This window comes from Shewanella sp. SM95 (genome assembly GCF_025653595.1).
Classification (GTDB): domain Bacteria; phylum Pseudomonadota; class Gammaproteobacteria; order Enterobacterales; family Shewanellaceae; genus Shewanella; species Shewanella oncorhynchi.
On the sequence record NZ_JAKKSE010000002.1, the window covers coordinates 204,482 to 220,789 of the forward strand.

A 16,308-nucleotide genomic window follows, 5' to 3' on the forward strand; every position below is an offset into this window, starting at 1 on the left:
AGCACCAATAAACACCTAAAATTGCGGGTTAATTCCACAGAAGCTGCAATAGTGTTGAATCTTATAAATCAAACACATAGAATTGTTTTATTGTCACCATGCCGAGTTGCACATGCTAAAGTTAATCCAGTCCAATCAGATGGAAGTGCTCTGCGCCCATTTAGCCGCTTACCTGACCCAACCCCTTGCTTTTGCACGTCTACTGAGTAACGAGCATATTCTGGTACAGAGTCCCGGCATGTCGACTTGGCTACGCCTCGAAATCGCCAAACAGAATGGAATTGCTGCCGCACTGGAATTCCCGCTGCCATCGAGCTTTACCTGGCAGTTGTGCCATGACTTATTGCCCAATGTGCCTAAGGATAACGCCTTCACTAAGGCGGCAATGACGTGGAAGCTGATGCAACTCTTACCGCGCATGCTACAAAATGACGCCTTTGGGCCGTTGAGACACTATCTAAGTCATCAGCAATCCAGCACAAATGCCGCCGACGCGAGTGAACAGCACAACACCCGTGATATGACGGCTGACGATATTAAGCTATACCAACTCTGTGGCCGCATTGCCGATATCTTCGACCAATACTTAGTGTATCGCCCCGATTGGATTTTAGCGTGGGAGCAAAACGAGCAGCCCGACTCACTCACAAAGCCGCTGAATGAAGACCAACGCTGGCAACCCATTTTATGGCGCGCACTGATTGCCTTTAATCGTGATGAGCTTAATCAAAGCCATTACCACAGGGCCAACCTGCACAGTGACTTAATTGCAGCGCTGAATCATCCCGACACGTCACTCGCCAAATTGCCACAACGCTTATTTGTGTTTGGCATTTCCTCAATGGCGCCGCAAACCCTTGAAGTGCTTTACCATCTAGCAAGTCGTATCGATGTGATCGTACTAGGCTTAAGCCCGTGTCAGCACTATTGGGGCGACATTGTTGATCCCCGTAATCGGGCTCGCATGGCGGTGCAATATGCGGGTAAACGCCAATTAGCCGAGCTGTGGGAAGATAAACTCGAAGTAGGCAATCCGCTGCTTGCCAATAACGGCAAGATGGGCCGTGATTTACTCGATATGCTGCTTGAGCTCCCCGCCGAACACTGCGACTTTGGCGACGATGTGTATTGTGAACCCTGTGACGATCCCAACTCGCCACACAGTCATGCCAGCATGCTCCACGGCGTGCAATACGATATTTTAGAGATGCAAACCTTAGACAGAGTACTAGGGCCTGATGCCGAGCTGTACCAAAATGTCGAGAACAGACGCCTGCTTAAGCGCGACGATGAATCCATTCGAGTCAAGAGTTGTCACAGCCCACTGCGGGAAGTCGAAACACTGCACGATCACTTGCTTGAGTTACTCAGCAATAATGTCGACCTGACACCCAAAGACATAGTGGTCATGATGCCCGATGTCGCCGCCTACGCACCCTATATCGATGCCGTCTTCTCGGCGAAGCAAGGCCTGCATTACATTCCCTACGCCATTGCCGATCGCGGCGCAGCGCAGGAATCACCGCTCATCAATAGCTTTTTAAATTTACTTGGAATTAATCAGAGTCGTTTTGGTCTGACCGACATTTTGAGCATACTCGAAGTGCCCGCCATTTTGCGCCGTTTCCAGCTCGATGACGATGAATTGCAACTGATCCGCCGCTGGTTAGATGAAGCGGGCGTGCGCTGGGGCCGCGATGAACAAAGCCGCCTTAAACAAGGTGTGCCAGCGTTTGAGCAAAACTCGTGGGCCTTTGGTATTAAAAGGCTGATTTTAGGTTACGCCTTGAGTGACGATGCGCCGCTCTACCAAGACCATCTTGTCGTCACTGGCATCGAAGGCCAATCGGCGCAGGCGTTAGGTAAGCTACTCAATTTTATTGAAGTACTCGATGAAACGGCGCAAATACTCGCCCTGCCGCAAGTGGGCGCCCTGCGTTTAGCGGAATTAACTGAGCTACTAGATGCCTTCTACGACACCGATGAAGACGAACGCGAACAATTACAGGAAATCCGCGATGCCATTGCCGCCCTAGAGCAAGAGTTACTATCGGCGGGCAGGCCATTAGATACCTCACCGTTAGCTTTTTCTTTAGATATAAGCCCGTTAGCGCCGCTAGCCCAAGAGAACATAAGCGGACTTAGCCTCAGTATCGAAGTGCTGCAGCAGTGGTTTAATCAACGCTTAACCGAATCTCGGGTCGGCCAGCGTTATCTTGCGGGAAGCGTGAACTTTTGCACCTTGATGCCGATGCGCTCGATTCCTTTTAAGGTTGTGTGTTTACTCGGCATGAACGATGGGGTTTATCCTAGGGTTCAACATCCCGTCGGCTTTGATTTAATGGCGCATTTCGGTGCCCGTAAAGGCGATCGCTCCCGCCGCCTCGATGACAGATATTTGTTTTTAGAAGCCTTATTGTCGGCGCGGGAACAACTGTATATCAGCTATATTGGCCGCAGCGAACGGGATAACTCTGAGCGTATCGCCTCTATGCTCGTCTCTGAACTGATTGAATATTGTCAGCTGTGCTATCTGCCTGAAACGCTATTGTCTCAATCGCAAAAAACTTCAAGCCCCATAGACCCAGAGGATGCCGAAAAAGCCCTCTATAACGCGATTGTCAGCCACCAGCCACTGCAACCCTTCGATCCTAAGTTGTATCAAGCCTCAGTAAAAAATGATGGCGAAGATAGCTCAAACATAGATGGATCAAGCAGAACCCAAAATAACTCGGGCATAGGCCAAAGTTACAGCCTGCAATGGTGTCCGCCCAATACGGACACTGCGGGCACACATGCGGGCCGCTTTATCGGCGCGCAAACTCGCATCATGCTCGAAGCGGAGGAACAAGACTCAGTGCCAGATACAGAGGCACAGCCCGCTTCTGTGCACGAACAACAGCAAAGCAAGCAAGTGGATGTGTCTGCCCTGATCCGTTTCTTTCGAAATCCGGCGCAGTACTTCTTCAACCGAACGCTTAAAGTCGATCTCAGCCTTAATATTCAGGCCGATGATAATGACGAGCCCTTTAGCTTGAATGCCCTAGAGCGCTATATGTTACAGGCCAAGTTACTCGACGATGCCATAGGCCAAGGCCTAACTGAGCCCGATATTGAACTGATTAAACGCCTCAAAGCCAGTGGCACTTTGCCCATGCAGCCCTTCGATGATTTGCTACTGCGCCAATATCAGCATGATATTAAACCTTTGATTGGCAGAACCTTGTTCCTCAAGGGAGAACAAGCCAGCAGTCACGCCGATATTAAACTCGTGTTTGACTTGCCCATCACGGCGGGTAACTCCCAGCAAGTGTTACTGCAAGGCCGTATTGATGACATAAGTCCTAAGGGATTAGTCAATTACCGCCCTGGTAGCGCCCACGGCCGCGATGTGCTGAGGTTGTACCTTCGCCACCTGTGTTTAATGGCAATGGGCCACACACATGCAAGCTATCTACTCGACATGGGGCACTTCCACGCCTTGGCTCCAATCACTGCTGAGCGCGCCCATGTGTTACTGGCCGATTTGTTGGTGTTGTTTTACCAAGGCCAACAACACCCACTATGTTTTATGCCGCGCACGTCACTGGCCTACGTCAGCTGCGAGGGTGAGCACGATGAGCGTTTGCAGCAAGCGTTACCCGAATGGTTAGATGAGCAGAGTCAATTGGGTGAAGCTGCTTTTGGAGAAGGAAATGAGCCCCATTACCAGCGATTATTCAGCTTCCCGCGGGATTTCTCTGAGGATAGCTTTGGCGCATTAGCCGAGCGTATCTATCGCCCTATGGTGAGTTTATATCTCAAAGACACGCTGGCTCAGCTTGAGGAATTTGCGCTAAACGATGGCATGAGCCAAGGCCCTGCTAATGAACACGCGACTGACACACAAGCTCTCGCACCACATTTGAACCGCAATAGCGCACAGGGAGAGCAAGCATGAGTGAACAAATGCCGTTGAACACGCAAGCCTTACAGTCTGCACCACAAGCGCTTGATCCTCTCACTCTGCCCTTTGGCGGTAGTCGTCTTATTGAGGCCAGCGCTGGCACAGGTAAAACCTACACGATTTCAGGTCTTTACTTACGCTTATTGCTTGGTGATGGCATTCCTGCGCCGCTCACCTGCGAACAAATTCTCGTAGTCACCTTCACCAATGCGGCCACCGAAGAGTTAAGAGATCGTATTCGCCGGCGTATTCAAGTCGCCTTTAAGTGCTTCTTAGGGCTAACGATTGCCGATCCCTTTGTACAGGCGTTGTATGACAACACCCCAGAGAGTGAACGCGCCATTGCCTTGAGACGGTTCGATCTCGCCCTTAAATCCCTCGATGAAGCGGCGATTTTTACCATTCACGGTTTCTGTCAGCGAATTTTATCGGATCTCGCCTTTGAGTCTTCCTTACTGTTCGAATCGGACTTTACCTTGGACGACAGCGAATTTTTGCACCATGCCGTGCGGGATTTTTGGCGTGAGGCCTGTTATCCGCTGCCCGATTACTTAGCGCAAATCATTGCCAAAGAATTTGGCGAGCCCGATGGTTTAGTCAAACAGTTGCGACCGCTCCTTGGCGCCAGTCAAGCAAAGCCTCTGAAACCCGCGCTTAAGTTTGATGCCTTAGCCCTGTCACTACGCCAAAGTTTAGAGCGCTTTAAATTAGCTTGGCCAAGGGGACGCGATGGCTTATTGGCATTGCTACACAGTTTGCCACTCAACGGCACCCGCTTTGGCAAAGCAACGGATAAGTACCCCAAGCTCGCCGCCATGTTCGATGCATTAGATAACTGGCTCGCCTTCGGTCATGGGTTGCCGCCGCTGAAAGAGTTAGAAGCCTTATCGCTGTCTGAGTTAAAACTCAACAAGGGCGGCGTCATCCCAAGTGTGAGCGAAGCACCGCTGATGGATCATATGGAGCAACTCGCCACATTGATTGCCGCCATTAAACCAGCATTTTTATATAGCGCGAAACTCGGCATAAGCGAGCGATTTGCCCAGCAAAAACAACAAAAAAATGTGCTGACCCCAGATGACTTACTCACGACATTAGCGAGCGCGTTAAACGCCAATAATGAAACCTTGCCCAAAGCCGTGGCAACACGTTTTCCCGTCGCACTTATTGATGAATTCCAAGATACCGATCCGCTGCAATTTGCGATCTTCTCTGGCATCTACCAAGACCGTTACTCGTTTGAACAAAGCAAAAACGATACAGAAAATAAGCTTAGCCTGTTGATGATTGGCGATCCTAAGCAAGCCATTTATGCCTTTCGCGGTGCCGATATCCATACCTATATTGAGGCCCGTCATCATACGCAGGCCCACTATCATCTGGATACCAACTACCGCTCAAGCGCAAACATGGTCGCTGGGGTTAATCATCTGTTTAGCCAGCATCACGATCCGTTTATCAGTCAATCGATCCCCTTTGATAGCGTGAAAACGCCCAGCAGTGCTAAAGGGAAAATCCTCACTGAAAAAACCGCCAATCCTACCGCCTTAAGATTAAGACTCTTAAGCGAAAGCGCAGAAAACGGCCTCAACAAAACCACGGCAAGACACTTGCTCGCAGAAGACGCGGCGGCACAAATTACCCATTTACTGACAGATGCGGCCAATGGCGAATGCCACAGCCCTAAAGGGCCGTTGATCGCTAAAGACATCGCTATCCTAGTGCGGGATCGCAACGAAGCGGCAGTGATGAAAACCGCATTAAGTAAACGCCACATAGGCGCGGTGTTTTTAAGTCGCGACAGTGTGCTCGATACCCTTGAAGCGCGGGAAATGGCGTTAATTTTGCGATCTCTGGCGAACCCTAAAGATGAACGGGCACTGCGCAGCGCCCTAGCCACGGCATTATTAGGTTATAGCGCCGAGCAAATCCATGCCTTTAACCAAGATGAAGAGCACAGACAGCTATTATTAGAGCAGTTTTTTAACTTGCACCAAGTGTGGCAGAAACGCGGCATCATGCCCGCGCTACTCAGCCTTGCCAATAGCACTAAACTAATTGACCGTTTACTGCACACCGCCAGTGCAGAGGTAGATGCTCAAGAGCAAGATGCCACGAATGGCGAGCGCCGTTTAACGGATTTTCGCCACCTTGCCGAACTATTACAGCAAAAGGCCACCGAACTTGATGGTATGAGTGCCCTACTCAATTGGTATGAACAGCAACTGATTGATAACACGGGAACCGATGAACAGCAGCTGCGCCTCGAGAGCGAGCAGAATCTGGTGCAGATCGTTACTATCCATAAGAGTAAGGGCCTTGAGTATCCCGTGTGTTTTGTGCCCTTTGTCAGCCTAGCCCGTGATAATCGCCGCCGCCCGACGCCTATGCTGTACCACAGAACTAACGATGCAGGTGAGCAAGAGCTAGTATGGGATATCGAAGGCACGGATGAGGGTTGGGATCGCGCCAAACAAGAAACCTTGGCCGAAGACTTGCGCCTTTTGTATGTGGCGCTCACTCGCCCTGTGTATTTGTGTTACTTGTATATCGCCAATCACAGTCGTCAGCTTAAAAATGGCCTTAAAAGTCAGCTGCATGAAACCGCTATCGGCTATCTGCTCGGCATAGGCGACTCAGAATGTGACTTTGCCCGTATCTGCAATGCTGCGCAGCAGCTCGCTCAAGATGTGGAAGCCATAAGTCTTGATAAGGTGCCCGATGACATAGACGAGCGCCCATTGCCCTCAAGCCAAGACATAGCACAAATACTGAGCGCGAAAACCTTAACCCGCCAATACAGCACGCCGTGGCGAGTCGGCAGTTATTCAGGTCTCGTTAAAAATACCAGCCATGGTAAAGCCGCTCCGGGTGCCGACGATGAAATATTAGGTACGCTTGAATATACGGCTGCGCAAACACTCTCTATTCCTGATGAGGCAAGTCATGATCTGCAGGATGACATGCTCAATCGCTTTAACTTTGAGCGCGGCGCCAATGCCGGTAGCTTTATGCATTTAGTGTTAGAAGAGATTGATTTTACGCAGGCAGAAATCGACTTACCGCTGCAATTGCCTAAAGCCATGCTGCAATATGGTATCGCGCCCGAGTGGCAAACAGTATTACATACTTGGTATTTGGATGTGCTGCATACACCGCTCTGCGCGATACCGCACGCCTTAGAGTCGCAAGTCACGGGGCATGTAAGCGCCGTCAAACCTGCTCATCCAGATCTGTGCTTAGCCAAGTTATCGCCGCAGAATACCTTAGTCGAAATGGAGTTTTATTTACCCTTAAGCGAACTTAAAGATACTGAGCTCAATGCGCTACTGCAGCAGTTTGGCTATGAGTCGACACTTAAGTTTGATGATCTCAAGGGCATGCTCAAAGGCTTTATCGATTTAACCTTTGAATACCAAGGTCAATATTATATCGCCGACTATAAGTCGAATCATTTAGGCGACAACATCAATGCCTATCATCAGAGCGCGCTGCAAAGCGCAATAACCGATCACAGGTACGATTTGCAGTACATTCTCTATTCATTGGCGCTACACAGGTATTTGAGTTTACGCCTGCCAAGTTATGACTACGACAGCCACATAGGCGGTTGTTATTACTTGTTCTTACGGGGAATGTCGGCTCAATATCCCGGCTATGGTATTTATTACGACAAACCGCCGAAGGCACTTATTCTCGCGCTAGATTCACTTTTTAATGACAATTTATTTCACAGCAGATTGGCTCGTGCAATAGATACAGGAGTCACGGCATGATGCGCTCAACCCAAGGGCTAAATGCACATTCACTCACAGCAGCGAAATGGATAGATCATGGCGCAATTCAGCTTACAGCGCCGCTGCCAGAGCTGTTAAAACAGTGGGAGCAAGAACGACTGCTCACACCGCTCGATCGGCATTTCGCACTCGAAATGAGTCTCTTACATCCAAGCGACAGCCAACATCCCTTGTTTATTTTGCTGTGTGCGCTATTAAGCCAGCAATTATCTTCACAGCACAGCTGTCTAGTGCTCGCCCATATTGTGCCACTTAATCCCATGGCCGAACAAAATAGCTATTGTAAAATCACCTTAAGCCTCGAAGCACTCACTGAGACCTTACAAACCTTTGATGCCGTCGGCCAAGCGGGCAGTAACAAACCGCTTATTTTTGATAATGGCAGACTCTATTTACAACGTTATCATCAATTTGAAACCTCAGTGGCCGCTGCTTTAATTCGCTTGTCCGGAAGCGTATCTAAGCACTTATCTGAAGAAGCAAGCCACCAAGAGCAAACTCAAACTGCTAAGTTGAGGTCACTGCTAGATCAACTGTTCCCTGCCAATGTGCTCGCGCCCCATGCACTCACTACCAATGTACTAACTAACAGTGAAGACACAGCACCCATTGATTGGCAAAAGGTCGCCACGGCCACAGCGCTGGGTAAAAAACTGTCGGTGATCACTGGCGGCCCAGGGACGGGCAAAACCACTACTGTGACTAAGCTTTTGTTATTGCTACAAATGGAATCACAGCAGGAAATCCGTTTAGTCGCGCCAACGGGAAAAGCTGCGGCTCGCTTAAGCGAATCAATCAAAGCCTCAAAAGCGCGTCTGGCGAAGGAACTCAGCGCCCATGCTAATGTTATTGATGAAGCTCGCAATAGAAATAGCCAAGACTTTTTAACGGCTCTGAGACGTATTCCAGAGGAAGCTTCAACCTTACACAGACTGCTTGGGGTGATCCCCAATTCGCCGCACTTTCGCCACCATCAAGGTAATCCGCTTAGGCTCGACTTATTGATTGTCGACGAAGCCTCTATGGTCGATTTGCCCATGATGTATAAATTGCTGAGCGCATTGCCTGAGCACGCCAGTTTGATTTTACTCGGCGATCAAGACCAACTCGCTTCGGTTGAGGCTGGCGCTGTGCTCGCCGATATTTGTGCGGGCCTTAAAATACCAGTAGATCCCAATAACCTTGCTCAGAACAACATAGCGTCAAACAGCCCTGCTCTGTGGCAAATGCGCTATTCCAAGGAACAAGCCGAGCGTCTGAGTGCTTTAACGGGTTTTGAGTTAACGCCCTATATCAGCAATGCCCCTAAACTTGGCGATAGCTTATGTATGCTAATGCACAGCCACAGATTTAAAGGCGATGCAGGGATTGGACTGCTCGCCAGTGCCGTCAATCGTGCTGATCTTCAAGGTATTTTGCAGGTATGGCAACAGGGACCTGCAGAATTGAGCTGGTTAGAACACAGTATGATCGTAAGCCAAACCCAAGCCAAAGTAAGCGAGCCTGCTAATAATGTGGGACTCAATTTACTGCTGGAGCAAGCCTGCCAGCAATATGGCACTTATCTCAGTGCCTTGAATAGCGATACGAGTAATAGTGATTTAAGCAAGCGTCCAAGCACAACTGACATCATTGAACGCTTTAACCAGTACCGTATTCTATGTGCTATGCGCTCGGGCGATTATGGGGTTGAAGGCATTAATCAGTATGTGACTCAAGCACTGACCAATGCCAAGCTGATTAAACCGCTACAGGAGTTTTATCTGGGTCGGCCCATTATCATCCAAAGCAATGACTATAACTTAGGCCTGTTTAACGGTGATATCGGATTGATTTTGCAGGATGAAGATAAACCCGAACGTTTAATGGCGCACTTTATCAAGGCCGATGGCAGCCTGTTAAAAGTCTTGCCAGCCCGTTTGCCCAGCCATGAAACCTGTTATGCCATGACAGTACACAAAAGCCAAGGCAGCGAATTTAGCCGTGTGGCCTTAGTATTGCCGCCGAGCCCCAGCCTAGCCCAATGGCAACTGCTGACCAAAGAATTGGTCTACACCGCCATCACCCGCGCTAAAGTCCACTTTACCTGCTTAGGCACCCAGCACGTATTCGAGCGGGCCAGTAGCCAAGCAACCCAACGCGCATCGGGTCTTGCCGACCGCCTTTGGGGGTGAATGAAGCTTTGTGGTCAATGGGGAACACTTTAGGAACTACATTTTAAGATATGATTTTTAGATTTACTCTAACCATGAAACTAAGGATTTAAACATTGATTAAAAAGGACATTATTACACTTAAGGATCTACAAGCCGTTATTGCCTTGTTTGACGCCATAGCACCAGATGCCGCTTTACCTAAGCGTTATTATGAAAAAACCCGCTATATCAAGTGGTCAGAATTTAAAGACATGCAGATATACGCACTCGACTTTGAGCCCTATTTAACGATTAGCCAGCGTTGTAATATGACGTATTTTGGCATACATCAAAGTACGCGACGTTTATACCTAGCACACTGTAATGATGCTGGCCACGCACCGCGCTGGGAAGCGAGACCAGTGGCCTTAGCACAACTGATGGATGTAGAGTTAATGGTGAATTTACATAAAAATCATGCCTATAACTTAGGGCTAAACATCTGTTTTGATCTGAACTATTTACTCTGAGCTTTGGTATTAATGTACAAATTCGGATGACTGAATATCGGTTATAGGCCAGACATTATCAGTTGCTAAAATCAATTTGAAATTATCAATGTCACCTGCAACGTTTTTCCGGTACCCGAAGGCACAAGGACAACGGATCTGTTTATGCTCGCTCGAGCCAAGAATTAGCCGTTTGGTTCGCTCAAAACTAAGCTGTAGCGAAAGGATGTTTTGGTAAACCCGATACTTTCATAGTATTGCTGTGTGGCAATGCGCTGCATCGATGTAGTGAGTTCGAGTAACTGGCAATTCTCTTGCTTTCCCCTCTCTTTCGCAAAGGCAATCAACTGAGAGCCAACGCCCTGACCCCGCATGTCGGCATCCACCACAATTGCGGTTATACGACAGATACGACTCAAGGCGGGGAAATAATCAAAGAACATTAAGGCCATCACAGCGACAACTTGCAGGTCACCCTGCGCATTATGTTGCTCATACACCAGTAATTCATCACTGCGGCGCAGAGAATCATGCTGATATTGGCTTAACGTCTGGGCTAAAGCGGCATGGGACAAAGAATAACCGAGTTGCTCAAGTAATACCTGCACACTATCTGTATCCTGTAAGCGGGCTAACCGAATGTTTTTATTCACCATGAGATACCATGCTGTAATCTGCCTAAAGTCAATGTCACTCGTACTGGGTTGCACAGTTTAGATGACGGTGACGAAGCAATAGTCCAACGACATTGCCATCTCACGCCACAAAAATCAAAATAAACCCGACAAAGGCACAACCCCATATTTGCAATGCGATGTAATGCGTTAAAATTCACCACTTAATAGCCATCAGTCAGCAAAACCTTGCACTCATAGGGGCAAGAAAACTAAGATGACAGCGGCTGTACTATAGGATGATATTCGTATTGCCACAGGCCGATGTCATCCGATTTTGCTCACTTTGAGGAATCACTCACAATGTCTAAGATCAACCTGCTTTTGCTGTGCGGCGGCGGAAGTGCCGAACACGATATTTCACTCATGTCGGCCAATTATTTTGAAACCTCATTGGCAAAATCCGAACAGTTTTGTGTATTGCGTGTCGAACTGGATAAATTTGGTCAATACCGCACCGCTGCGGGTGATGATTGTGAACTGACCAATAGCCGCGAAATTCGCTTCCGCGATGAGAGCAAAGCCCCATGGCCGGTCGATTACGTCATTCCCTGCATTCATGGCTATCCCGGCGAAACAGGTGACATTCAATCCTATTTTAACCTGATCCAACTGCCCTATTTCGGCTGTGAATCCGAAGCGAGCAGTAACTGCTTTAATAAGATCACCGCTAAAATGTGGTTCTCGGCCTTAGGTATTCCGAATACTCCGTATATTTTCCTAAACCAATTCGACGATGCAGCAATAGAGCAAACCCAAGCCGCATTAGCACTATGGGGATCCATCTTCGTCAAAGCGGCCTCCCAGGGTTCCTCTGTTGGTTGTTATAAAGTCGATGACAGCGATAAAGTCGCTGGCGTGCTTAAAGATGCTTTCGGCTATGCGCCCTATGTTATCGTTGAAAAAACCATTAAAGCCCGTGAGTTAGAAGTCGCAGTATACGAATACAACGGTGAAGTGGTGGCGACAGTACCAGGTGAAATCATCTGTGATACCAACACCTTCTACACCTTCGATGAGAAATACGCCAAAAACAGTAAAGCACGCACCGATGTGGTGGCACAGCATGTGTCAGCTGAGATCAGTGAACAAATCCGCGCCTATGCAATCAAAGCATTTAAAGGTATGAAATTGCGTCACCTGTCGCGCATCGACTTTTTCTTAACCGCGAATAATGAAATTTTACTAAATGAAATCAATACCTTCCCAGGTTCTACGCCGATTTCTATGTTCCCCAAAATGCTGCAAAATCACGGTCATGATTTTACTGAATACTTGAGTCTAGTGATTAACAGCCAGATAACCGCTAAATCTTAGCGCTCGCCACCTGACTCAATGTGAACGCAGAGACTCAGTGCAGCACCTGTTTTCAGTAATAAAAAGAGCGCCTCGGCGCTCTTTTTATTTATTATGTTTCAATGTGTTATATTTAAAACTTGAATTATTACCTTACATCTAAACCCAATATTAAAATCAGACTGTCACTGATTAAGCCGCCCTCACATCTAGGTCAAACGTCAAAACCCTTATGCAGCTAAGCTTGCTTTGCCAACAGGGCAAAGAATGCAGCTTTGGGCATAGGCTTATAAAATAAATAGCCTTGAATTTCTTGAATATGATTCGCCATTACAAATTTAAGCTGGGACTCTGTTTCTACCCCTTCTGCCGTCACAGTTAACTCTAACGCATGGCTTAAACGCACTATGGCCTCCACCAACGCTTCGTGACGTTTGCCTTCATCTAATCTGTCGATAAAGCTCTTATCGATTTTAATTTGATCGATAGGAAAATTAGCTAAATAAGATAGAGATGAGTAACCCGTCCCGAAATCATCTAAGGAAATTTTAATCCCTTTAACTCGCAAACCATTAAGTACATCAATAAGATACGTATGCTGCTTCATCAGCAAAGATTCAGTGATCTCAAGGGTTAATCTGTCATAGGGGAAATCAGTCACCTCAAGTTGCTCGGTAATCGCAGCAAAGGATTCCACAAAGGCATCTTGTAGTTCATGGGACCAAAACTCAAAAGTCGAGACATTCACCGATAACTTAATGGGCCAATTTCGCTCCTGCATCTCTAAAATAGTCTGCATAGCACCAAGGCGAACATCTCGACCAATATCAACGATTAAACCACTGTTCTCAGCGATAGGAATAAATTCATCGGGTGGAATAAACGTTCCCTCATGCTGCCAGCGCAGCAGCACTTCAGCACGGACAATCAGGCCAGTGGTCGCATTGACTATAGGTTGGTAATAAAGCTCGAAGGTATGCTGATCTAATGCCTGCTTAAGCTGATTATGAAGGCTAGCAACACGCTCGGCATTTAGCTGCATTTGTTCAGTAAAAAAATGATATCGATTGCGACCATTTGCCTTAGAAATATACATGGCCTGATCGGCACAATTTAACAACTGTTCAAGATCGAGGGCATCTTCAGGAAAACGTGCAATCCCTATACTTACCGAGCTATAAACGCCTTTTCCATCGGCTAGCACATAATGTTTTGCCACATTTTTGTTAATTGTATCTGCAATTTGTACCAATTCTTTCTGGTTAACAACCCCAGGTAATAGCAAGGCAAACTCATCCCCTCCTAAGCGTGCAAACACCATAGTGTCATCGACACACTCGCTGATCTGTTTAACCACTTGCACTAACAGTGCATCACCTTTGTCATGGCCATGGGTGTCGTTGACTTGCTTAAAGTTATCTAAATCCATCAACATAAAACTAAAGCCGGGTGTCAAACTATCGGAGGTAATTAACGCTTGGATCTGCTTAAATAACGCATTGCGGTTAGCAAGTCCGGTAAGAGAGTCATTATTGGCCTGATACTTAATCAGCTGCGCCGCTTTCTTACGTTCACTAATGTCTGAAAATAGCCATGCAAAACAGGGTTGCTGACCATTGGACTCTCGGAAGGTCGTGACGATAAGGTCAAGATAAAACTCCTCGCCATTTCCCCTAAGCCCCACCAACTCACCCTGCCACATTCTGTCCTGAGCTAAATGCTCAAATAACCCCACTAATTCATTAGATTGGGATGATGCTAAAAAAATCTTAGGGTGAAAGTTAGCGATATCAGTATCTTGAGGAATAACTATATGTCTGAAAGCGGGATTAGCATAGAGAACTGCATCGTCAGAATTGGAAATAACCAGAGCAAGGGGTAACCGGTCAAAAATTTTCACAGCTAAATGTTGAAATTCCATTGCACGACTGCGTTCAATGGCTAAACTCGCCAGTCTTGCCGCCTCTGAAATGAGTTCTAAATCCTGCTCTGTTGGGGACTTTGTCGTATCATAATACATGGCAAATGTGCCTAGCACTTTACCATGAGTATCTTTGATAGGTTCTGACCAGCAAGATTTAAGACCTGCACGTAATGGTAGTTCTTTATAATTAACCCAGTAAGGATGTTGAGCGATATCTTCAACGATAACACGCTGCGCATAATAGGCCGCCGTGCCACAAGAACCCACATTGGGGCCAATTTCGACACCATTAATGGCTTGATTGTAACTGTCGGGTAAATTGGGGGCGGCACCTAATAACAGACGTTTACCGTCAGCACTGAGCAGTAACACAGACCCTCTAGTTCCTACTTTTTGAGCTTCGATTTTTAAGACTAAGGCGTGTAAGATTTCATGTAGCGGTGCGCCATTGAGCAGCATAGAAAGAATACTGCTATAACAAGCTATGCTGACATTGTGGGCGAGTTTAACGTCTGCATGATCGAGCAGATCTGGAAGGTTAACGCCGTACGCCATAATTTCCTTAAGAGCAAAGTTGCAATATAAATACTGATTAACAATGTTAAATATTTATAACTTATAAGAAATTCTAGGCACTAATGTTAATTAAGTAAACCCTTTACCTGCGCGGTAAAAGGTTTACTTTAGTCTAAAAAGCAATGCTTTATTCTTGAATACGTTCAAGTTTGGCAAGGTAAAAGCCATCAAAGCCGCTATCGGCTGGGCTGATACTTTCATCCTCAATCAGGCGAAAGTTGGGGTTCTCGGCTAAAAACGCATCCACTTGACCGCGGTTCTCGCAAGGGAAGATAGAACAAGTCGCATAGACGACTATGCCACCGACTTTGACCATGCGGCTGTAACTGCTCAAAATGTGTTTTTGCAGTTCCATTAACACGGGTAAACGCTCTACGGTATCACGCCATTTTGCATCGGGATTACGCTTTAATACACCCAAACCAGAGCAAGGCACATCAAGCAATACCCTATCGGCACTGAGCTTTAAGCGTTTAATGGTTTTACTGCTGGCGATAACACGGGTTTCGACATTGTGTGCCCCATTACGACGGGCACGCTCTTTGAGTTTGTCAAGTTTCCATTGCTCCACATCCATGGCCAACAAGCGTCCTTTACCCTGCATTTGCGCAGCTATGTGTAAGGTTTTACCGCCCGCACCCGCGCAAGCATCAATCACTTTCATGCCTGGCTTGGCATCAAGCGCCGCAGCTACGCGCTGAGAGCCCGCATCCTGCTGCTCGAATAAGCCATCTTTAAAGCTTTGTGTACGGAACAAGGCTGAATCGGAGGTCACTTCAAGGGCGGAATCAACCCCATCAACACAGAGCGTGCTCACAAACTCGGCAGCAAGCTTAGCGGCCAGTTCATCACGAGTCACCTTAAGGCCGTTAGCGCGTAAAAAACGTTTCGGCGCAGTACTTAACGCGGCGCGCTCTTTTTCCCAAGACTCACCTAGTTGCTCACGGCCCATAACATCGAGCCACTCAGGGCAACCGTCCCACAACACAGGCTTAGTTTTCGCTTGCTCGATACGCTCAGCTAAACGCACCTCATCAACTTGCAGCGAATATTGCATTTTAGGCAGTTCAAGCCCATGAAATAAATGCCAGGCATTAAGCAATTTAGAGCCAAAACGCTCCATCTCATCTGGACTAATTTCCGCCAGATAACAATATAAATTTAAACGACGTAGGATATCACCCGTCGTTAATGCGATACGCGCCTGCTCGGCGGGTACCAATTGCAACCCAGAAAAATGCTGAGAATAGGCCCGATCTAAGGGTTTTCCTTGGCTCAGCACCATAGTTAAGATACTGATCACTAATTCGTTCGAGCTGGCAGAAAGCGGAGAATTCAACATTTAAAAGGTCACCATGAATGATAAAACCGGAGGATCATAGGAGGTCAGGCCTTAATACGCAAGCGCGCTGGCGCCGAGTTAAGGTTAAAGCCATAAAAAAAAGCGATCC

General features: G+C 47.5%; 8 protein-coding genes. 5 read left to right on the plus strand and 3 right to left on the minus strand.

All coding sequences use genetic code 11. The features are described 5' to 3' along the window. Positions 1-112: 112 nt before the first annotated feature. From recC to L5M29_RS03765, 4 genes are all read left to right on the plus strand, one after another. Positions 113-3,940, plus strand: a complete 3,828-nt coding sequence (gene recC, locus L5M29_RS03750) for an exodeoxyribonuclease V subunit gamma (protein WP_263166276.1) — start codon at positions 113-115, stop codon at positions 3,938-3,940. Continuing rightward, on the plus strand, positions 3,937-7,722 hold the full coding sequence (gene recB, locus L5M29_RS03755) for an exodeoxyribonuclease V subunit beta (protein ID WP_263166279.1): 3,786 nt from the start codon (positions 3,937-3,939) through the stop codon (positions 7,720-7,722). Before recC ends, recB begins: the two co-directional genes overlap by 4 nt. Then, a complete protein-coding gene (gene recD / locus L5M29_RS03760) occupies positions 7,719-9,917 on the plus strand; it encodes an exodeoxyribonuclease V subunit alpha (RefSeq protein WP_263166281.1) in 2,199 nt (732 codons plus the stop codon). Before recB ends, recD begins: the two co-directional genes overlap by 4 nt. Positions 9,918-10,012: 95 nt before the next feature. Beyond that, positions 10,013-10,408 (plus strand): hypothetical protein, encoded by a 396-nt coding sequence (locus L5M29_RS03765; protein ID WP_263145770.1) that lies wholly within the window; start codon positions 10,013-10,015, stop codon positions 10,406-10,408. A gap of 164 nt (positions 10,409-10,572) precedes the next feature. On the opposite strand, the gene L5M29_RS03770 is transcribed toward L5M29_RS03765, so the two are convergent. Further along, positions 10,573-11,043 (minus strand): GNAT family N-acetyltransferase, encoded by a 471-nt coding sequence (locus tag L5M29_RS03770; protein ID WP_263166283.1) that lies wholly within the window; start codon positions 11,041-11,043, stop codon positions 10,573-10,575. Positions 11,044-11,364: 321 nt separating this feature from the next. Here L5M29_RS03770 and L5M29_RS03775 point away from each other — a divergent pair, with 321 nt between their 5' ends. Further along, on the plus strand, positions 11,365-12,378 hold the full coding sequence (locus tag L5M29_RS03775; RefSeq protein ID WP_263166286.1) for a D-alanine--D-alanine ligase: 1,014 nt from the start codon (positions 11,365-11,367) through the stop codon (positions 12,376-12,378). Between the two features lie 217 nt (positions 12,379-12,595). Here the strand turns inward: L5M29_RS03775 and L5M29_RS03780 are convergent, their stop codons facing one another. Further along, entirely contained in the window at positions 12,596-14,836 is a 2,241-nt protein-coding gene (locus L5M29_RS03780; protein ID WP_263166288.1) for a GGDEF and EAL domain-containing protein, read from the minus strand. A 148-nt stretch (positions 14,837-14,984) separates the two neighbouring features. Beyond that, entirely contained in the window at positions 14,985-16,199 is a 1,215-nt protein-coding gene (locus tag L5M29_RS03785; RefSeq protein WP_131524969.1) for an RsmB/NOP family class I SAM-dependent RNA methyltransferase, read from the minus strand. Positions 16,200-16,308: the final 109 nt, after the last annotated feature.